This window comes from Streptomyces sp. Isolate_45 (assembly GCF_024721315.2).
In the GTDB taxonomy this organism is placed as follows: Bacteria; Actinomycetota; Actinomycetes; order Streptomycetales; family Streptomycetaceae; genus Streptomyces.
The window spans coordinates 69,749-88,059 of record NZ_JANFAK020000003.1 but is presented as its reverse complement, the minus strand read 5'-3'; the positions used below and the strand labels follow the sequence as shown (position 1 = coordinate 88,059).

Annotated in this window: 19 protein-coding genes and 1 pseudogene; 10 read left to right on the top strand and 10 right to left on the bottom strand. The window is 71.1% G+C overall.

Annotation, left to right across the window (positions count from 1 at the left end; genetic code table 11):
* Window positions 1-29: 29 nt before the first annotated feature.
* The 4 genes from NOD94_RS02115 to NOD94_RS02100 form a co-directional block, all read right to left on the bottom strand.
* Complete coding sequence (locus NOD94_RS02115; protein ID WP_281203943.1) at window positions 30-1,820, bottom strand: ABC transporter ATP-binding protein; 1,791 nt, start codon at window positions 1,818-1,820, stop codon at window positions 30-32.
* Complete coding sequence (locus NOD94_RS02110) at window positions 1,817-2,881, bottom strand: iron-siderophore ABC transporter substrate-binding protein (RefSeq protein ID WP_281203942.1); 1,065 nt, start codon at window positions 2,879-2,881, stop codon at window positions 1,817-1,819. The genes NOD94_RS02115 and NOD94_RS02110 overlap by 4 nt, the downstream gene beginning before the upstream one ends.
* A gap of 152 nt (window positions 2,882-3,033) precedes the next feature.
* Window positions 3,034-3,915 carry an ABC transporter ATP-binding protein gene (locus tag NOD94_RS02105; protein WP_281203989.1) on the bottom strand — a complete coding sequence of 294 codons (882 nt, stop codon included), beginning with the start codon at window positions 3,913-3,915 and terminating at the stop codon, window positions 3,034-3,036.
* A gap of 55 nt (window positions 3,916-3,970) precedes the next feature.
* Window positions 3,971-4,954, bottom strand: coding sequence for an iron chelate uptake ABC transporter family permease subunit (locus NOD94_RS02100; RefSeq protein ID WP_281203941.1), 984 nt, complete (start codon window positions 4,952-4,954; stop codon window positions 3,971-3,973).
* On the opposite strand from NOD94_RS02100, the gene NOD94_RS02095 reads away from it, so the two are divergent.
* Window positions 4,941-5,267, top strand: coding sequence for a hypothetical protein (locus NOD94_RS02095; protein WP_281203940.1), 327 nt, complete (start codon window positions 4,941-4,943; stop codon window positions 5,265-5,267). The two genes, NOD94_RS02100 and NOD94_RS02095, sit on opposite strands and share 14 nt — an antisense overlap.
* Here NOD94_RS02095 and NOD94_RS02090 read toward each other — a convergent pair.
* On the bottom strand, window positions 5,254-6,312 hold the full coding sequence (locus NOD94_RS02090) for an iron ABC transporter permease (protein WP_281203939.1): 1,059 nt from the start codon (window positions 6,310-6,312) through the stop codon (window positions 5,254-5,256). The genes NOD94_RS02095 and NOD94_RS02090 overlap by 14 nt on opposite strands.
* 355 nt (window positions 6,313-6,667) lie before the next feature.
* Between NOD94_RS02090 and NOD94_RS02085 the strand changes: the two are divergent.
* A pseudogene (locus NOD94_RS02085) lies at window positions 6,668-7,059 on the top strand (alpha/beta hydrolase); the annotation flags it as partial.
* 90 nt (window positions 7,060-7,149) lie between these two features.
* Here NOD94_RS02085 and NOD94_RS02080 read toward each other — a convergent pair.
* Window positions 7,150-8,028: an aminoglycoside phosphotransferase family protein gene (locus tag NOD94_RS02080; protein WP_281203938.1), complete on the bottom strand. Its 879-nt coding sequence runs from the start codon at window positions 8,026-8,028 to the stop codon at window positions 7,150-7,152.
* Between the two features lie 307 nt (window positions 8,029-8,335).
* Here NOD94_RS02080 and NOD94_RS02075 point away from each other — a divergent pair, with 307 nt between their 5' ends.
* The 3 genes from NOD94_RS02075 (at window position 8,336) to NOD94_RS02065 (ending at window position 9,911) form a co-directional block, all read left to right on the top strand.
* Entirely contained in the window at window positions 8,336-8,815 is a 480-nt protein-coding gene (locus NOD94_RS02075) for a hypothetical protein (protein ID WP_281203937.1), read from the top strand.
* Between the two features lie 59 nt (window positions 8,816-8,874).
* The gene (locus NOD94_RS02070) at window positions 8,875-9,306 is read left to right on the top strand and encodes a hypothetical protein (RefSeq protein WP_281203936.1); all 432 of its coding nucleotides are present in this window, start codon (window positions 8,875-8,877) and stop codon (window positions 9,304-9,306) included.
* Between the two features lie 74 nt (window positions 9,307-9,380).
* On the top strand, window positions 9,381-9,911 hold the full coding sequence (locus tag NOD94_RS02065; protein ID WP_281203935.1) for an adenylate kinase: 531 nt from the start codon (window positions 9,381-9,383) through the stop codon (window positions 9,909-9,911).
* Between the two features lie 74 nt (window positions 9,912-9,985).
* Here NOD94_RS02065 and NOD94_RS02060 read toward each other — a convergent pair whose 3' ends face one another.
* On the bottom strand, window positions 9,986-11,653 hold the full coding sequence (locus NOD94_RS02060) for an ADP-ribosyltransferase domain-containing protein (protein ID WP_281203934.1): 1,668 nt from the start codon (window positions 11,651-11,653) through the stop codon (window positions 9,986-9,988).
* Between the two features lie 398 nt (window positions 11,654-12,051).
* Between NOD94_RS02060 and NOD94_RS02055 the strand changes: the two genes are divergently transcribed.
* On the top strand, window positions 12,052-12,726 hold the full coding sequence (locus tag NOD94_RS02055) for a macro domain-containing protein (RefSeq protein ID WP_281203933.1): 675 nt from the start codon (window positions 12,052-12,054) through the stop codon (window positions 12,724-12,726).
* 73 nt (window positions 12,727-12,799) lie between these two features.
* Here the strand turns inward: NOD94_RS02055 and NOD94_RS02050 are convergent, their stop codons facing one another.
* Window positions 12,800-14,260, bottom strand: a complete 1,461-nt coding sequence (locus tag NOD94_RS02050) for a carotenoid oxygenase family protein (protein ID WP_281203932.1) — start codon at window positions 14,258-14,260, stop codon at window positions 12,800-12,802.
* Window positions 14,261-14,661: 401 nt separating this feature from the next.
* Between NOD94_RS02050 and NOD94_RS02045 the strand changes: the two genes are divergently transcribed.
* Window positions 14,662-15,165 (top strand): hypothetical protein, encoded by a 504-nt coding sequence (locus tag NOD94_RS02045; RefSeq protein ID WP_281203931.1) that lies wholly within the window; start codon window positions 14,662-14,664, stop codon window positions 15,163-15,165.
* A 72-nt stretch (window positions 15,166-15,237) separates the two neighbouring features.
* On the opposite strand, the gene NOD94_RS02040 is transcribed toward NOD94_RS02045, so the two are convergent.
* Together NOD94_RS02040 and NOD94_RS02035 are read right to left on the bottom strand one after the other, a co-directional pair.
* Complete coding sequence (locus NOD94_RS02040; RefSeq protein ID WP_281203988.1) at window positions 15,238-15,618, bottom strand: metalloregulator ArsR/SmtB family transcription factor; 381 nt, start codon at window positions 15,616-15,618, stop codon at window positions 15,238-15,240.
* Window positions 15,619-15,805: 187 nt separating this feature from the next.
* Window positions 15,806-16,180 carry a hypothetical protein gene (locus NOD94_RS02035; RefSeq protein ID WP_281203930.1) on the bottom strand — a complete coding sequence of 125 codons (375 nt, stop codon included), beginning with the start codon at window positions 16,178-16,180 and terminating at the stop codon, window positions 15,806-15,808.
* A 396-nt stretch (window positions 16,181-16,576) separates the two neighbouring features.
* Here NOD94_RS02035 and NOD94_RS02030 point away from each other — a divergent pair, with 396 nt between their 5' ends.
* The 3 genes from NOD94_RS02030 to NOD94_RS02020 are packed head-to-tail and all read left to right on the top strand — an operon-like array spanning window position 16,577 to window position 18,289.
* Window positions 16,577-17,110: an NUDIX domain-containing protein gene (locus tag NOD94_RS02030; RefSeq protein ID WP_281203929.1), complete on the top strand. Its 534-nt coding sequence runs from the start codon at window positions 16,577-16,579 to the stop codon at window positions 17,108-17,110.
* The gene (locus NOD94_RS02025; protein ID WP_281203928.1) at window positions 17,107-17,769 is read left to right on the top strand and encodes an NUDIX domain-containing protein; all 663 of its coding nucleotides are present in this window, start codon (window positions 17,107-17,109) and stop codon (window positions 17,767-17,769) included. The genes NOD94_RS02030 and NOD94_RS02025 overlap by 4 nt, the downstream gene beginning before the upstream one ends.
* Complete coding sequence (locus tag NOD94_RS02020; RefSeq protein ID WP_281203927.1) at window positions 17,744-18,289, top strand: AAA family ATPase; 546 nt, start codon at window positions 17,744-17,746, stop codon at window positions 18,287-18,289. Before NOD94_RS02025 ends, NOD94_RS02020 begins: the two co-directional genes overlap by 26 nt.
* The last annotated feature ends 22 nt before the right edge of the window (window positions 18,290-18,311 follow it).

The window sequence follows — 18,311 nt, the reverse complement described above, 5'->3', positions numbered from 1 at the left end:
CATCCGGCCCCGTACGGAGCAGGGGTCACTCAGCTGCCTTCCCGCCACGCCTGCCACAGCCTCGCGTAGCGGCCGTCGAGGGCCACCAGTTCCTCGTGGCTGCCCTGTTCCACGACGCGTCCCGCGTCCAGCACGGCGATCCGGTCCGCCGCCATGGCCTGGGTCAGCCGGTGTGCCACGAACAAGGTGGTCCGTCCCGTGCAGGCGGCCAGCACGGCGCGTTCCAACTCGGCCGCGCCCTCGCTGCCCGCCTCCGCGGTCGACTCGTCGAGCACGACCACCGGAGACCGGCCCAGGACGAGCCGGGCCAGAGCGATCTGCGCGACCTTGGTGACGTCGAGGCGCTCGCCGCCCTCACCGACCGGGGTGTCCGGTCCGGCGGGCAGGGCCCGGACCCAGGTGTCGGCGCCGACCGTGGTCAGGGCCGCCATCAGCTCGTCGTCGGTCGCTTCCGGAGCGGCCAGCCGGAGGTCCTCGGCGAGCGGTCCGGAGAACACGTGGGTCTCCTGCGTCAGGATGCTCACGAGCGCCCGGGCCCCGGCCTCGTCCACTCCGGCGAGGTCCGTCGGGCCGATGCGCACGGAGCCGGCCTGCGGGGTCCCGATGCCCGCGATCAGGGCGGCCAGGGTCGATTTCCCCGCGCCGGTCGCCCCGACCAGGGCGAGCGAGCCGCCGGCGGGGATCGTCAGGTCGACGTCCCGCAGGACCGGTTCCTCGGTGTCCGGGTAGCTGAACGTCAGACCCCGCACCGTCACCGGGTACCGCACGTCCACGGCCGACGCGGCGGCCAGGGCGCCGACGAGGCGGTCCTCCGCGTCCTCCCCCAGCACTCCGACCAGCCGGGTCAGGCTCGCGCCCGACTTCTGTGCCTCGTCGAAGGTGAACATGATGGAGCCGAGCGGGGTGAACAGTCGGTGGAACAGCAGCGGCGCCGCCGACACCTCACCCAGGGTGGCGGCGTCGGCCTCCAGCAGGGCGTACCCGACCACGATGATCAGGACCAGCCCGATGAACTCGGCACGGTTCTCCCTGCCGACGAAGCGCCCGAAGAGCCGGAACACCTCGACGCCGAGGTTGCGCACCCGCCACGACTCGTCCGTGACCTTGTCCCGAACGGCTCCCTCCAGGCGGTACGCCCTGACCGTGTCGATCCCGTTCAGTCCGCTGATCAGCGCCTGCGCGCGGTCGGCCTGGGCGGCGCGCTGCCGCTGGTAGAGCGGGGCGGACACCGGCAGGTACCAGCGCAGGGCCAGCGCGTACGCGGGTAGCGCGCCGGCGCCGGCGAGGCCGAGCCGCCAGTCCAGGCCGAACATGCCGACCGTGGCGATGACGACCAGCACGCCCGCCGAGAACACCGTGGGGACGGCCGTACGGATGCCCTTGGACAGCACGGCCACGTCATCGCCGACCCGGGACAGCACGTCGCCCCGGCCGACCTGCTCGATCCGCGCGCTCGGCATCCCCAGCACGGCCCGGACGGCGCCCTCGCGCAGCCGGGCGAGCAGGTCGGCGCCGAGCCGGCCCACGAGGTACGTCGACACCGCGGTGGCAGCCGCGCCGAGCAACGCCGCGGCCACCATCACCACCCCGGTCGTGATCAGGATCGACCGGGATCCGCCCGCGACGACCGCGTCGACGACCCGGCCGAGCAGCAGCAGCGGGAGCACCTGGAGCGCCGCCCCGGCCACCGTGGTGAGTACGGTGGCCGAGGTCAGCCACGGCCTTTCGCGGCAGTGCGCGCCCACCCAGCGGGCGGCCTCCCGTCCGGTCGTCGTGTGCAGGGTCGACGGGGCCGCCACGCGCGTGTCGGTGGTGCTCACACCTTGCCGACCGACTTGACGAGTTCGTCGATGGCGTAGGGCAGGGACAGCAGGGTGCCCTGGGACATGGCCGCGCCGATCGCGGGGCCCTCGCTGTCCAGCAGGTAGGACACCTTGCCGTTCTTGACGGCGGACAGGTTGGCGAACAGCTCGAACTTCTTCAGAGCCTCCGTGTCCGCCTTGTCGTTGATGACGAAGAGTCGGTCCACGTCGATCAGGTCCATTCGTTCCGGGGAGAGCACGGTGAAGAACTTACCGTCCGCGATCTTGTCGATCTCGGTCCGCCCCTTGAAGCCGATGCCCGTGACGAGTCGTCCGCGCACGTCGGTGGTGGTGAACGGGGCCGCCGAGTCCTTGTACCAGGACAGTGCGACGGCGGTCTGGGAGGCGAACTCGGGGTGGGCGGCGCGGGCCGCGTCCAGCTTGTCCTGGATCCCCTTCACCAGGGCGGTGCCCTCGTCGGCCTTGCCCAGGGCCTTGGAGATGTGGAGGGCGTTGTCCTGCCAGGGAGCGCTGAACGGCTCCTTCTCGGCCTTGGTGCGGCCCACCGTGGGGGCGATCTTGGAGAGCTTGTCGTAGGCGGCCTGGTCGATCTCGGAGTAGACCGCGATGATCAGGTCGGGCCGCAGGGCGGCGATCTTCTCGTAGTTCGGGCCGGCGTCGCCGTTGCTCATCACGACCTCGGGCCGGGTGTCGCCCCACTTCTCCTTCACCCAGGGCCATTGGGTGTTGATGTCGGGCGCCGCGCCCGGCGGGTTCGGGTACTGGTCGACCATCCCGACGGGCTTGATGCCGAGGGCCAGGATGGCCTGATCGTCGGTGTAGCCGACGGAGACCACCCGCTGGGGCGCCTTGGCGACCTTCGTTGATCCGAACGCGTGCTCCACGCTGACGGGGAAGGCACCGGTCGCGGCGGCCGGGGCGCCGTCGCTCTTCTTGTCCCCCTCGTCCTTGGAGCCCGAACCGCACCCGGCGAGGAGGCCGATCCCGAGGGTGGCCGCGGACAGTAACGCCGCCGCCCTTCGCCGGGAGTTCGTACGCGTCGTTCGCTGGAGAAGCATCCGCAGTCCCTTGCTGTCGTACTGTCCGTTGCGGTCCGTGTCGCGGTTCGCGCCGCGGTCCGTGTCGCGGTCCGTGTCGCCCTCCGCGTCCCAGTTCCCGTTGACGTTCGTCCCGCCCGAAGGCAGGCAAACCCTACCGTGCGCAAGTGAGGCTAGCCTAGCCTTACTTGCTCCGTATCTTTGTCCGACCTGTCGGCCCGTACGTGGGCGCGGCCGATCGGCACGATCAGCGGCCGGTCACCGACCGGATCGTCGATCACCTTGGCGCGCAGCCCGAACGCCTCGTACAGCAACTCGGCGTTGATGACGTCGCCGGGGTGCCCCTGCGCCAGGATCGAACCGGCCCTCATCACGATGAGGTTGTCGCTGTAGCGGGTCGCCAGGTTGAGGTCGTGGAGCACCATGACCACGGTGCACCCGGACTCGTGGAGGTCGTCCACGAGGTCGAGCACGTCGATCGCGTGCGCGAGGTCCAGGTAGGTGGTCGGCTCGTCGAGCAGCAGCAGGTCGGTGCCCTGGGCCAACGTCATCGAGATCCACACCCGCTGACGCTGGCCGCCCGACAGGGCGTCGACCGGACGGTCGGCCAGGTCGGACACGCCGGTCATCGCCAACGCCCGCTCCACGACGGCCGCGTCGTCCGACGACCACTGCCGAAGCCAACTCTGGTGCGGATGACGGCCCCTGGCTACCAGGTCGGCCACCGTGAGCCCCTCGGGCGCCACCGGCGCCTGCGGCAGCAGGCCGAGCTTCTTCGCCACGTCCCTGGTCCTGAGGGTGGCGATGTCCTCCCCGTCCAGCACGACCGTCCCGCTGGTCGGTTTGAGCAACCGCGACAGGGTCCGCAACAGGGTCGACTTCCCGCAGCCGTTGGCGCCGATGATCGTGGTGATCACCCGAGGCGGCACCGCCACGTCGAGACCGTCGATGACGGTGCGGGCCCCGTACCCGACCGTGACGCCCCGGGCCGCCAGCCGGGCGGCGCCGTCACCTCCGGAGGCGGTGCCGTCGCCTCCGGAGCCGGTCCCGGTGATGTGCTGAACGGACACGATTCCCCCTGATCTGGACTTGCTCGAACGTGTGCACCGGTCAGCGGACGTTGGCCCGCACCAGTAGGTGGACGAGGAACGGACCGCCGATCGCCGCCGTCACCACGCCGACCGGGAGGGTGATCGGCAGCGCCGTGCGCGCGACGAGGTCCGCGCCGATCAGCAGCAGGGCTCCGACCATGCCGGAGGCGACCATCGGCGGTGTGGGGCACCTGGCCAGCCGCATGGCCACCTGCGGCGCGACGAGGGCGACGAACGGGACCGGACCCGCCGCGCTGACCGCCACGCCGGCCAGCAGGACCGCGCACAGGAGCAGGACCGCCCGGACCATCGTGTACCGGACGCCCAGGCCGGCCGCCACCTCGTCGCCGAGGTGCATCGGTTTGAACTGGAAGGCCACGCACGCGACGACGGCCATCAGGGCGAGCGTGGACCAGAGCGCCACCGTGATGTCGTCCCAGGAGCGGTTGTCCAGCGAGCCGATGAGCCATGCCTGCGCCCGGGCCACGTCCCGGATGTCCGCGCTGACCAACAGCCAGGTCGTGATCGCCTCCATCACGGCGCTCACGGAGATCCCGATGAGGATGAGCCGGAAACCGTCGACGCCGCGCCGCCACGCGAGGAAGTACACGAGGAGCCCCGTACCCAGACCGCCCGCGAGCGCCGCCCCTGACAGGCCGGCGGAGTTGACGACGGCCGTGGCGGTCCCGCCCGACACGGTCACCAGGAACACGGCGACCGCACCGGCGCCCCCGGTGATGCCGAGGATGTCCGGGCTGGCCAGCGGATTGCGCGCGATGGACTGGGTGATCGCCCCGGACACGCCGAGCGCGATGCCGACGACGCATCCGGCCAGGGCGCGCGGCATCCGCAAATCCATGATCACGAACTCGTCGACCTGTTCGCCGCCGCCCAGGATCGTGCCGATCACCCGGGGCAGGCCGATGGGGAAGTCCCCGACACCGATGGACAGGCAGAACACGAGGAAGGTCGCCGCGGCCAGCAGCAGGGTGACGGTCACCATCCACGGCCGCCAGACGAACGACACCCGGCCGAGCCGCACGCCCGGCGCCACGGTCGGCCCCGCGCCCGACGACTCGGCGTTCGACGACTTCGGGTCCGACGACTTCGGGTCCGACGACTCGATGCCGGATGACTTCACACCGGATGCACTCATGACTGGTGCCCTCACCTGCGATGCGTTCGTGTCGGGTAACTTCACGTTCGACGCCCTCACGTTCGACGCCTTCACGTCGGACGCCTGCGCGCCCGTCGCCTGCGCGTCTGATGCCCGCGCGCCCGGTGGCCTGGCGCCGGCCCCGTTCACGCGCTCCTGAACTTTCCGCGCCACACCAGGAACGCGAAGAAGGGGGCGCCGAGGAGGGCCACGACGACGCCCGCGTCCAGTTCGCCGGGGCGCACCAGCAGGCGTCCCACGATGTCGCAGACCAGGAGGACGATGGCACCGAGCAGACCGGCGTACGGAACCAGCCAACGGTAGTCGGGACCGGTCAGGTACCGGGCCACGTGCGCCACCATGAGGCCGAGGAACGCGATGGGCCCGCAGGCCGCGGTGGCCGCTCCGGCCAGCAGGGTGATGGAGATGATGCCGGTGGTGCGGACCAGCGCGACGTTCACCCCCAGCCCCCGAGCCACGTCGTCGCCCAGGTTCAGGAGGTTGACGGCCGGCAGGGTGGTCAGCGCCAATAGCAGCCCGGCCCCGATGAAAGCGGTCACGGGCAGGATCACATCGAATCCGACCCCGGCGACGGAGCCCGCGTTCCAGAAGCGCAGCGCGTTCAACGACGCCTTGTCCGACAGCGCGACCGCCGTCGTCATCGCCGCGAGGAACACGGTCACCCCCTGCCCGGCGAGGGCCAACGTCAACGGGTTCCCCGCCCCGCGACCCATGCTCGCCAGTCCGAACACGACGACGCCGGAGACCGCGGCGCCCAGGAAGGCGAACCACACGTACTGGAACGGGTTGACGAACCCGAACACGGCGATCACCGTCACCACGGCGAACGATGCTCCGGAGTTCACCCCCAACAGGCCCGTATCGGCGATCGGGTTGCGCGTGTACCCCTGGATCAGCGCCCCGCCGACCCCCAGGGCGACGCCCGCCACGACCGCGAGCACCGTCCTGGGCACCCGTACGGTCCGCACGATGAGTCTGATCTCGGTGAGCCGCCGATCGGGGTCCGGCGCCCCCAGCAGCCCCTCCCACACCTCGGCGGGGCTCAGCGCCCGCGCCCCGACCGCCAACGACAGGACCGCGGCGGCCAGGAGAACCAGTACGAGCGCGAAGAAGCCGGTAACTCTGCGGTTTTGTAAGTCAGTTGTACCTTTGCGCGCCAAGCGCTCCACCGTGGTCGTGCCCATGTCGCTGTACGTTATCCCTTCGATCCACCGGGTGAACCCGGATCGGCGGCCCTCACCACCGGCGGCCGCGCGGATGGACGTCGCTCGGTGCCGGACGAAGTGCGGCTGGTACTCGAAGCAGGAGGATCGGGGCACACGGACAGGCGGTCGCGTGCAGGACTTAGGCAAGGCTAAGCTGATCTTTTATGGCTGTCGATAGACAAAACGGACGCTCGGGAGTGCGCCGCCCCCACGCCCCGTACCCCGCCCCCGACCGATCCCTAACCGCGCACGGCGCAGGCCGCCATGAGCACCCGGGCGCGGGAACCGTACACGCCGGAGAACCGAGCCCCACGGCAGGCGCAAGACGCCGCCCGCCCTCGCCCTGCTCGCCCGCGTTCGGGGTGGACCCGTACCGATCGGGCAGCTGTTGTTGTGCCCGATGCTCGACGACCGCGGCGACGGCTTTTCCAGCCACCGGACGGCGGGCGTCGACACCTGGGATCGGCCGTCCAACGCCACCGCGTGGCGAGCACTGTTGGGCGACCGGAGACCTTCAGGGACGAGGGCGTCCCCTACACCGACGAGATCTGACAGGCCGGCTGCGAGGCCGAACCGCACGTGTGGCCCGGAGCCTTCAACGGCTTCGACACCTACGGCCCGCGAGCGGCCCTGAGTCAGGACGCCCGCGGCGCCCGTACGCGCCGGCTCCGTCGCACCGTCAACCGGCCGGAACGGGACAACGATTTTACCTGCTCAGGCCGTTGAGGCCGATATGGCCATCCTTACGGGCTACGCCCGCCGGCCCCGCTGCGGCGGGTGGTTACCGGTGGATCGCGGCGCACGGCCCGCACGTGCTCAGGTCCCGAGGACTTCACGGATCACGTGGCGGGCGTTGGCCGAGATGATCGCATTGGTCGTCCGGTAGTACGGCAGTTGGATGACCGCCATGGACAGGGCCCAGCCCCGCCCTCGGGCCCACGTCGCGTCGTCCACGTCCACCGCCTCCCGGTAGACCTGCCGCACCGGGGCGGGCAGCAGGTTCCAGGCGGGAATGAGGTCGGTGGCGGGTTCGCCCATGCCCACGGTGCCGAAGTCGATGACCGCCGAGACACGGTCGCCCGCGAGCAGCAGGTTGCTCGGCATGAGGTCGGAGTGCGTCCAGCAGGCCGGGCCCGTCCAGGGCGGTGCGGCGAGTGCTTCCTCCCAGGCCGCGGTGATCTCGTCGGCGTCGAAGGGCTCGTCGGTGTGGCGCAGCGCCTCGATCGCGGCCCGTACTTCCTGGTCCTCGGTGATCAGCGGCGCGCCCCGGTGTGCGGGCGGACCGCCGGGGAGGCCGACCTTCCGGAAGGCGACGGCGAACTCCGCGAGGTCACGGGCCGCGGGGCCGGGCTCCGCCAGGTCGCCCTCGACGGGGTTGCGGCCGTCGATCCACCGGTACACCGACCAGGGCAAGGGGTACCCCTCGCCCGGAGCGCCGGTCACCACCACCTCCGGGATCGGCAACGGCAGTAGCGGAGCGAGCCGGGGCAGCAGCCGCGCCTCCATGGCGATGGCCCCGGCGCCGCCGGGGCGCAGCGGCAACCGGACGGTCAGGTCGTCGCCGAGCCGGTAGATCGCGTTGACGGTGCCTCCGGAGGCGAGCCGGGCGACCGGGAGGTCCGCCCAGTGGGGGAACTGGGTGCGCAGCAACCGCCGGACCAGCCCGACGTCGGTTTCCGCTTCGTCGGCGTGCATCCTGCCCATGTTCCCCCGCCTGCCCGTTCTCCCGGTTCCTGCCCGGATCGTCGCACGACCGCACCACGACCCGGAACCGATATTCGCCGTGCCGGCGCCCCGCCGGCCCCCTCCCGGATCCCACCCCGCCCACTGCGGGCGCTACATTGCCCCGCGTGACGGTAACGGGGGGAAGCGCGTTCGGCTCGCCGGTGGAACCGGAACACGAACAGGGAGAGGGACGAGACGTGCACGACCACGCGGGCTCAGGCCCCTCCGGATGGCGTCCTGCTCCGGTCGCCCCCACGGCGAACCAGCGGTGCGCCGGATGAACAGCGAACTGCGGCATGCGGCCGTGGCGGCACTCGTGGAGCTCGGGCGAAGCTCCGACCACCGGGATCGCGCGGACGCCGGTCAAGGCCTGGCAGCGCTCGCCGAGGTACCCGACGCCGCCGGACCACTGCTGGAACTCGTACTCGACCGCTCCGACACCTTCGTCACCCGGGTGACGGCGCGAGCCCTGCTCCGTCGGGCCGACCGGCCCGGGCCGGCGATCCTCGCGTCCGCCGTCGCGGCCTCCGACCCGAATCACGCCGACTGGATCCACACCGCGATCGACGACGTGTGCGGCATCCACTCCGACGACCGGGACGGAGCGGCCCGACTGTGTGAGGAACTGGTCCGGGACCCTGACAGTCGCGTTGCCCGGGGGGCGCGACAACTGCTAGACGCCTTGGCCGGGATCGAGCCCGTCCTCCGTCCGTGCCGGTCCGGCACGGACGACGCCGCCCACGCGCCCACCGGTTGAATCCGCAGGACGCGCCCGGGACGCGCGTCGGCGGCGGAACACGCGCATAGGGTGTCGGCATGTCGCTGAGCCACATAGTCCTGACGTCCGGTCGATCGATCGAGCTCACCCAACTACGGATGTCCTCGACCTATTCGGGGATGCTGGAGGGCTACCCGTGCAAGGTCGTCAACGACATGCGGGTGCGCGGTCTGCGACTGGAGGCCGACCGCGAGTTCTCCTTCGGGCCGGTCCATCTCGTCCAGCCCTCGCGCGAGTACCCGGAGCTGAGCGGGGGCGCCTTCGGCCCCGTTGAGGTCCTGCCCCCTGTGGCGTGCATCGGTGTTTTCGGCTCGACGGCCATCTCCCCCGAACTCGACCCGGTGCTGCACCGTTCCGTGCTCACCGTGGCCTGGTTCCAGGCCGTGCCGGAGGTCCCGTCGGGCGAGGACGCCGATCTCGCGCTCCGCGGCATCCGCTGGGCGGAACTGGCCCGGGACCACGAGCTTTAGCCGGCACCCGGGGGCGACTTCCTCGCCGAGCCGCTCGGGCACGGCTCGGACACGGCTCGGATAGCCTGCCGCGCATGGGTATGGAACGTGTGATCGTCGCCGGGATCTCGGGATCGGGCAAAACCACGATGGCGACGGCGCTCGCCGCTCGCCTCGGATTGCCGCGGACCGAACTGGATGGCCTCTACCACGGTCCGCAGTGGGTGAAGCGCCCCGAGTTCGAGGACGACGTGGCCACGTTCAGCGCGGAGCCCCGATGGGTGTGCGAGGAACAGTACTACTCCACGCTCGGCGGCCTGTTGTGGACCAGGGCGGACACCCTGGTCTGGCTCGACCTGCCCCGACGGACGGTGATGTGGCGGGTCGTACGCCGATCGGTCCTCCGGGTCGTCACCCGACGTGAACTGTGGAACGGGAACCGGGAGACCCTGCGGGAGTTCCTGTTCGATCCCGAGCACCCGATGCGCTGGGCCTGGACCCGCCACTCGGTGAGGCGCGCCGCCATCGGTGAACGACTCGCGGCCCATCCCCACCTCGCCGCCGTCCGACTGCGCAGCGCCCGGGAAGTACGACACTGGCTGCGGGGCGTCCAGGGCGTGCTGTGAAAGTGGCGCCGGGCGCCCGAAGGGCGCGGCCCCGGTCGTCCGAGCGGCCGTGCGGGGCGCGCGGCGTTCCGTCGTCAGGTCACCAGTCCCTGTTCCTCCAGTTCTGTCAGCTTCACGGTGCACAGGCCGCCGCGTTCGGTCGTGACGCCCGTCACCTTGAACTGCGTGCCCGGCGAGAGGATGAACTCCTCCTCGTCCGTGAACGCGGAGAAGCGGCGGATCCCCACCGCCCGGACCGGGACCACCTCGAAGAGCGTCCGCTTGCCGCGGCTGCCGAGGAACGCCCGGGCCACACCGAGCTTCGACGTGCACGAGGAAACGCCCCACCACGTCACGGTCCGACCGAGCGGGTACTGCGCCCGCAGGTCCAGCGACACCCCGCGCCACAGGGACTCCGTACGGGCCGGGAGATGGGACACCGCGGAGAACAGCAGCCGCAGGTACGGCAGGTACGGGACGACCTTGGTGCGGTCCGGAGCACGTAGGACGGCGTTGATCTCGCGGTAGAACGCGGACTCGCACGTGTAGAGGTGAAGGGCGGCGATCGCGTCCGCGGACAGGCCGTCGACGCCGTCGTCGGCCCGCACCTTGCCGAACTCGTACGACCTGTCGACGTGCCGGCCGAGGTTGGAGAGCAACGCGGCGACCGGAGCGACGGCTTCGGTGAAGTCCATCAGCGGGGTGTCGAACACTCCGGTGATCGCCGGGAGGACGAGGCCCTCGTCCTTGACGCCGGAAAGGCGGTCCAAGTACAGCTGGTGCTGTTCCATGGTGGACGCGATGAACGCGCCCATACGATCGGCCGTGCCGTCGTCGCTCGTCCCGCCGGCACCGGCACCGGCCTGGTTCCACCCCTTGCTCGGAAGCCAGTCGACCTCGTCGGCGCCCAGGGACGCGAGGGCGTCGTTGACCATGCGGAAGTGGTCGCCCTCGCAGAAGACGTCACCCTGCGCGGCCGGGTTGGGGTGGTCTATGTGCCGGACCTCGACGTCCGGGTACTTCTGCTGGAGCCGCAGGACCACCTTCTTCAGGGTGCGTGCGTGCGCCCCCCACCACGCGAAGACGACACCCCGGTCCTCCTCGGCGGCATCCTGCTTCGCCTTGAGGATCTCTTCGACGACGCGCTCGACGACCGGCCGCCAGAAGGCCGTGTGTCGTCCGGCTCCCATGGCTCCGTCGCTGCTCGCGGTGAGTGCGGCGTTCAGCAGCAGCACGCCCTGCGTGAGCATCGCCTGGAACCACTCGGGAGGTTGGACCACGTCGTGCTCCGCCAGGAGGGCGCGTACGTCGGCGATCGGGGTCTTCTTGGGGATGCCGTGCTTCCACATCGCTGCCGCCTTGATGATGCAGCGGATGCTCACGACCTTGCCGAACTGGCTGTCCTTCCAGTCGTGGAAGGTGTTGTCGAACATGGCTATGCCGGTGGCGCTCTCGGGCCGCGGGTAGGGGTTCTGGCCGAAGACGACGACCTTCCACTTGTGCGGCGGATGGGGCTTGAGGGCCTGGAAGGTCAGTTCGCGGACGGGGACGACCTCCGGGCCGCGGCCCGGGCCGATGAGCCCGGCTGCTTCCGGCTGCGCCTCGATGACCGGTTTCAGCAGCGGAAGCCACGGTTCGCCGCCGCCCTTGAACAGTTCGGCGAGGGCGAGCGGGTCGCCTGTGTCGGCGTGGGCGGGAACGCCGGCGTCGGTGGGGACGTCCGCATCGGCGGCGGCATCGGCCGGGGCGTTTTCATCACGCATCGTGAAGGCACTCCGAATCGTCGAGGGGGCTCATGGCCACATGAGCGAAGAGGGTGGGGCGGGGTGGGAGCGGGGTGGGGCTGCTGCCGAGGCTTGCGGGCGGAGCATCCGGCGGGTGCCGGCACGGCCACGGGCCCCGGAGCGGGTTGCGGCATGGAGGCCGAGCGCTCCCGGGCGGGGCGTCGGTGTACCCGGTCAGGGCTGGGCGGAGCCTGGCGGGATCGGGCCGGCGGGGGCTCCGGGGCCTCATCGGCGGGAATCTGGCGGCAGGCTAACACCGGGTTCGGACACTCGCAATCATGACGGTACGTCACGACGCCGCTCCGTCGGCCGCGTTGTCAGTGGCGCGCGATAACGTCGTGAGCAGTGCAAAAAACCCCTGTCGATCGGAGTGGATCATGGCCGTGGATCTCGTGCAGTCGCCACTGAGAGTGGTACTCGCGGACATCAACACCGAAGTCGTGGCGGCATGGCGGGCGGCCTTCGCCGACACTCCAGGGATCGAGATTCGCCAGGGTTCGATCCTCGACGAGGAAGCCGATGCCTGGGTCACCCCCACCAACTCCCGCGGTCGGATGGACGGTGGCGTCGACGCGGCCATCAAGCGGCACCTCGGAGCGGGAATCCAACTGCGCGTACAGCGGGCGATCCGCGACCGGTTCGCGGGAAGCCTCCCCGTGGGCAGCGCGGTGACGGTTCCCTCCGGTGCCACGAACCCGAGGTTCCTGATATCGACGCCGACGATGGAAACGTCCGCGGAGAACGTGAGTGAGACGCTGAACGTGGCCCTGGCCTGCGCCGCGGCGTTCCAGGCCGTCCACCGGCAGAACCAGCGGGTTCCCGGCAGCATCACGTCGGTGGCGCTGGTCGGCATGGGTGCCCGGACCGGCCGGGTTCCGGCGCGGGTGTGCGCCAACCTGATGTGGACGGGCCACACCCTGTTCAACGACCACCGCTTCGAGGACTACGAGGAGCTGCGCCGCACGATCGTCGCGCAACTCGACGACATCGGCGACGCGCCCGCCGGGGCCCGCATACGCATCGCGCCGCCCCGGCCTTCACGGATCGGCTGACACCGCGGCTGACGACGAGCGCGCCGCGGCTACGCGTTCGGCGGTGTGCGGCCCGGCGGCGTCAGGGATGCGGTCACACCGTCGGAAGCCAGCAACCGTGCAGTCCGAGCGGGACGCGTACGGGGATGCGTGCGCGGGCCACCGGGCCGGCGGCGGGGTCCTCGGCGGGGATGACCAGGAACCAACTCGACCCGTCGGTGCGGTCGGTGGCGAAGGTCAGCCAGTAGCCGCGTCCGTCCGAACCGGGGCTGCCCGGACCGGGTCCGTCCGCATCATGTCCGGGCTCCGGGGCGAAGACCGGCTCACCGACGGACAGGTTCCCGGCCGACCAGACACGGCTGGTGCCGGTCTCTGTGTCGTACCAGCGCACGGCGTCGTACTCGCCGGGCAACAGGTCGGTCCGGCCGGTGCCGGTCGCCAGTGCGACCTGCCGGTGGCGGTGTCCGATGCGCCGGTCGTCGATCCGGGGGAACTCCACCCGGGTGTCGTCGAGCATGGTGCGGGTCATGCGGCCCGCCACCGGATCGATGCGGGCCCGTACGAGGCCGCCGCTCACCGGGTCCGCCGGGGCCTCCGGGCTCCCGCCGACGGTCAGCCGGCTCCACTGCACGTAGTCGAGGATCACCGGGGCGTCCGTGGCGTCCCCGTCGTCGTACGCGTTCACGGTGTGCCACAGCCAGAAGGCCTCGTCGGTGGCCCAGCGCAGCGGTCCGCCGTCGCGCGGGATCAATGCCACCCGGGTGCCCCGCTCGGGCCGCCAGGCCAGGAAGGAACCGCCGGCCATGGCGGCGTCGAGGTCGAAGAAGGCTGGGGCCAGGACGAGGACGGCGTAGCGGGCGGTGAGGGCCATGTCGTGGACCATCATGGGCTCGTCCACCCCGTCGACCAGGGTGGGACCGCTAGTCACCGCGCCGTCGCGGTCGATGACCGACCAGGTCAGGTAGGGCGGCTCCAGGCCGTAGCAGAAGACGACCATCTCGCCCGTGACCGGGTCGATCTTGGGGTGGGCGGTGATGCCTGCGGGCAGGGCCCCGCCGAAGTCCTCCTTGCCGAGGGTCTCCAGGTCGGTCCCCACGCGGAAGGGGCAGGCCGACTCGGCGAGCGCCAGTAGGCGTCCGCCGTGTCTGACGACGTTGATGTCGGGGAGGTCCCGGAAGGTGCCCGCGAGTTCCGGGCCGACCTGGTCGACGTCCGGAGTGATCATCGATTCGAGGCCGCCCCACAGAGCACGGCCGGCCCGTTCCTCGGCGAGCAGCGCCGGGGTGCGCACGAAGCGGTTCCGGTAGCGCGCACGGCCGGCGGAGAGCTGGATGCCGTGCAGCATGCCGTCCCCGTCGATGGGGTAGAGGAAGGAGCCGATCGGTGTGAAGCGCGGGTTGGGCCCGTTGCGCAGGTAGAGACCGTCCAGGGCGTCCGGCAGTTCCCCCGTCACCTCCAGGTCGGCGACATCGACCTCCTCGGTCACCGGCGCGAACGACCCCTGCAGGTGGGGCACCCGTGTCGGGTCGAAGCGGGGTGGTGTGTGCGTGTTCACGGGACCTCCCGGCATGCGCCCGCGGCCGGAGGGCTCCCTACCGACGCGATGGGCCCTCCGCGGGCACGCGTGTGCGGCACCTTCCAGTGAAACGCGGGCCGGGCGCGGGCGCCAGGCGACGACCGCGTACGGCCTCGGGGCGGCGCGGGGCCCGGGGGCCCGGGGGCCCCGGGGAGGGGCGGGTCCGTCGCGACGCTCTCCCCGGATCACGGAAAAGCACTGGTGGGCACGGGACGGGCAGCTCCGTCCCCCGGAGGTCGGGCGAGATCGCGCGACCAGTACGGTGAGCCGGCCGGACGTCATGTCCCCTGCCACGTACGCATGTAGTCGTGTCCGGGTGCGGGCCGCCCGGCCGACCGATCCGCCCCCTCCTACCGAAACGACACATGACTGTGAACGACATGGACCGCGCACCCATCGACGACACGCTCTTCGGCGGCGTCACCGTCCGACAGGACGGCCAGGACCGCATCGAGGTCGGGGGCGAAGGGATACCCCTCGCGGTCCTGGAGCGTTCCCCCACCACTGAGGTGGATCCCCAGATCGCGATCGGCACACGTGACCCGGCCCTCCTCACCCTGAGCATCGACGGCCGGGAGGCCGGACTGATGCCGGCGAAGGGCGGGCTGAGCAGGCGCTCGTACCGGGTGGACGTGACGTACGACGGGTCCGTCTACCGACTGGTCCCGGACTCCGTCCCCAGTAGCAGGCTGACCCGCGACGGCACGCACCTGGGTGACTTCTCCTGCGACGGCGACGAGATGGTCATCGCCGAGTGGCGGGAGGGCGCCGAGGTCCGGCCGGTCGACGCCTCGATCGGCTACGCGCTGGCGTCGGCGTTCGGCACGGGCGCCCAGCCCATGTGGATGATGATCGTCGATGGGGTGACCAGCGCGCTCCCGTAACCGGCTCCGCCCCGCCCCGCCCGGCCCGGCCCGGCCCCCGCGGAGGTCGGCCGGATCGGGTGCGGCAGATGTTCATTCCGCGTGTACGCCCGTGGTCCGCAGCGGACCCGCTGGGGTGGGCCTCGGTTCCCCTTGGCGGAGTTCCTGCAGGAGTTCGTGCTGCCCTGCCAGGAGTTCGGTCAGGATGCGGCGGGCGGCGCGCAGCAGTTCGGCGACGTCCCCGCCCGCCAGCGCGTAGCTCACGGTCGCGCCGTCCCGTATGGAGACGACGATGCCGGACCGGCGCAGCACGGCCAACTGCTGCGAGAGGTTGGACGGTTCGATGTCGATCTCCGCGAGGAGGTCCCGGACGGGGACGGGACCGTTCTGGAGCAGTTCCAGCACACGGATGCGGACGGGGTGGCCCAGCATTCGGAAGAACTCGGCCTTCGCCTGGTAGAGGGGTACCTGCATTCCCACGCATGCTCCCGCCGTGTGCGTGGAACGGTGCTTGCCGTTCCGGGGGTTCGGAGTCGGACAGCTGTCGGAACCCATCTTCCCGTTCCGCGGGCCCACGCATGTCCAAGGTTGACCGGTTTCAGATGTGCCGAGTTGAAGAATTCTGCAACTCGTGGGCATGCGTGGGCCCGAGAAGGCCGCGCTACACCTCCAGCGCCGACTCGATGCGCTTCAACTGGTGGCGGGCCATGGCCAGGTTGGAATTGCCCTTGTCCAGCACCACGTACAAGAAGAGACCGTCCGTACCCCGCCCCCTGAGCAGCCGGATCAGGTGGTACTGGCTGCCGAGCGTGATCAGCAGGTCCTCGATCTCGTCGCGCAGCCCCAGCATCTCCAGGGTGCGCACCTTCGCGCGGATCACATCAGTGTTGCCGGCGGCGGCAACCACCAGGTCAAGGTCCTTGCCACCACCGAGGGTTCCGAGCGCCATGCCGCTGGTGTAGTCCACCAGCGCCGCTCCCAGCGCCCCCTCGATCGAGGTCATCGTCTCCTTCAAGGACACTTCCACGTTCGCCATCGGTCCAGCTCCCTCACGTGCCGTTCTCCACCGGGGTCCGACACTCGCGTGCACGAAGTCGAACCGATTTCGAAGGTCACGCTACTGAGCGCACTCGGCGGCGTGCGGAGAATGACGAACATGGCGCAAACCGCTCCCTCCGACGACCGGCCTCCCGTAGCCCACGACGGGCGGGATCGGGGTTCGTGGGGAGTCCCGCAAGTCCCCGATCGAGTGCTTCGGGGGCCCTGTCCACTCGAACGTGTGAGTTCGGGATCCGTCCCACCCGAGGGGACTGCCCAGCACACCGGTTCCGTAAATCCGTTCGAAATCTTCGCCCTCGAAGGCCCGTTACGGCGCCCCGCGGTGCGGGGTTGTTCGAGCACCGCTCGGTTCCGCGTCAACCAGGGAGGACCCTTGCAGACAGCGTTCGGCCGCCGCACGACAGGTGGGGAAATCGCACGGGATCCCGCCGCGGGCTCCTCCACCGGACCCGGCTACCGGCCCCTGACCCAGGTGGCGTTGCTCCCCCTCCGCCCCGACGGGCGGATCGCCCTGATCCGGCGGCCCGACGGACCCCACCGGGGTCGGCCGGACCTGGTGGGCGGGCGACCGGAGCCGGCGGAGTGGCTCGCCGCGGCGGCCCGCCGTGAGGCACACGAGGCCCTCGGCATCCAAGTGGCGGAGCGGGACGTGGAGTTCTCGGGGCTCCTCCACTATCGCGGCGAGCACGGCGCCGGCAGGCTCTGCGTCGTGTTCACCACACAAAACTGGTCGGGAAGCCCGGACAACGCCGTACCGGGCAGGCGCGACGAAGTGGTGTGGGCGGACCCCGGCGGCCCTCCGGCCGACGCCCTCCCCCTGGCCCGCGCCGTCCTCGACCAGTACGTGACGGGCACCCTCCACGGCACCCTCACCCTGTTCCCGGCCGACCCCGGGAACGGCCCGTGAGCGGCCGCGAGCGCTACGCGCTGACGGTCGACGTGCACCTGATCCTGGCCCGCGACGGCGCGACCGGCCCCGAAGTGCTGCTGTCCCGGCGGGCCGGCCCCGTGTACGCCTCCGGGTTGTGGCACCTGCCGTCGGGGCATCTGGACGGGCCGCACGAGGACGTGGTCGACGGGGTCATGCGCGAGGCCTCCGAGGAGACCGGCGTCGCCATCGACCGGACGGACGTGGCCCTCGCCACCACCGTCCACCACCGGAGCCCCCACGGCCGCGCCCGCGTCGGCTTCTTCTTCGAGGTCCGGCGCTTCACCGGCGAGCCCGACATCATGGAGCCCGGCCTCTGCGACGCCATGGGCTGGTACGCCCTCGACGCGCTGCCCGAGCCGATGGTGGCGTACTGCCGTGCCGGGCTGGACGCCTACCGCGGCGGCCATCCCGGCGCCGTCCACTTCCAGCAACCCGGCGACCCGGTGCCCCACCAACCCGGCGGGCCCGTACGCACCCGGCTCCTGACCGGCCCCTCCCCTGCGGGCGGTACTCCGCCGCGGGCGCGGAGGCGGAAGGTGGTCGCGTGCGTGCGAGCGGCCACCGGCCTCGTTCGAACACTGCGTCGCGAAATCCTCGGAGGTGGGTGGCGTGCCCCGGACGACCGTAGGAAGTGAGGAGACCCGGCTCGTGGTCCTTCGGGGCAACTCGGCGTCGGGCAAGTCCTCGGTCGCGGCAGGCGTCCGTGACCGATTCGGCCGCGGCTTGGCCGTCGTCGGCCAGGACAACTTGCGGCGGGTCGTACTGAGGGAGCGTGATGTGCCCGGCGGCGCCAACATCGGACTGATCGACACGGTCGCCCGCTACGCCCTGGACGCCGGCTACCACGTGGTGGTCGAAGGCATCCTGTACGCCGATCGGTACGCGGACATGCTCGCGGGCCTGCTCGGCGACCACCGCGGGGTCTCGCGCTGCTACTACCTCGACATCCCGATCGAGGAGACGCTGACCCGACATGCCACGAAAGCCGATCACGACTACCTGATCCAGGTCACCGAGCGAGAGCTGCGGACCTGGTACCGCGAACGCGACCTCCTCCCCGGCGGCCCGGAAACGGTCATCGGAGCGGACAGCACCCTCCGTGACACGACTGACCGCATCATGAACGACACCAGCCTCGCCGGCTTGGCCTCATGACCCCGAGCACGAGACCCGTACC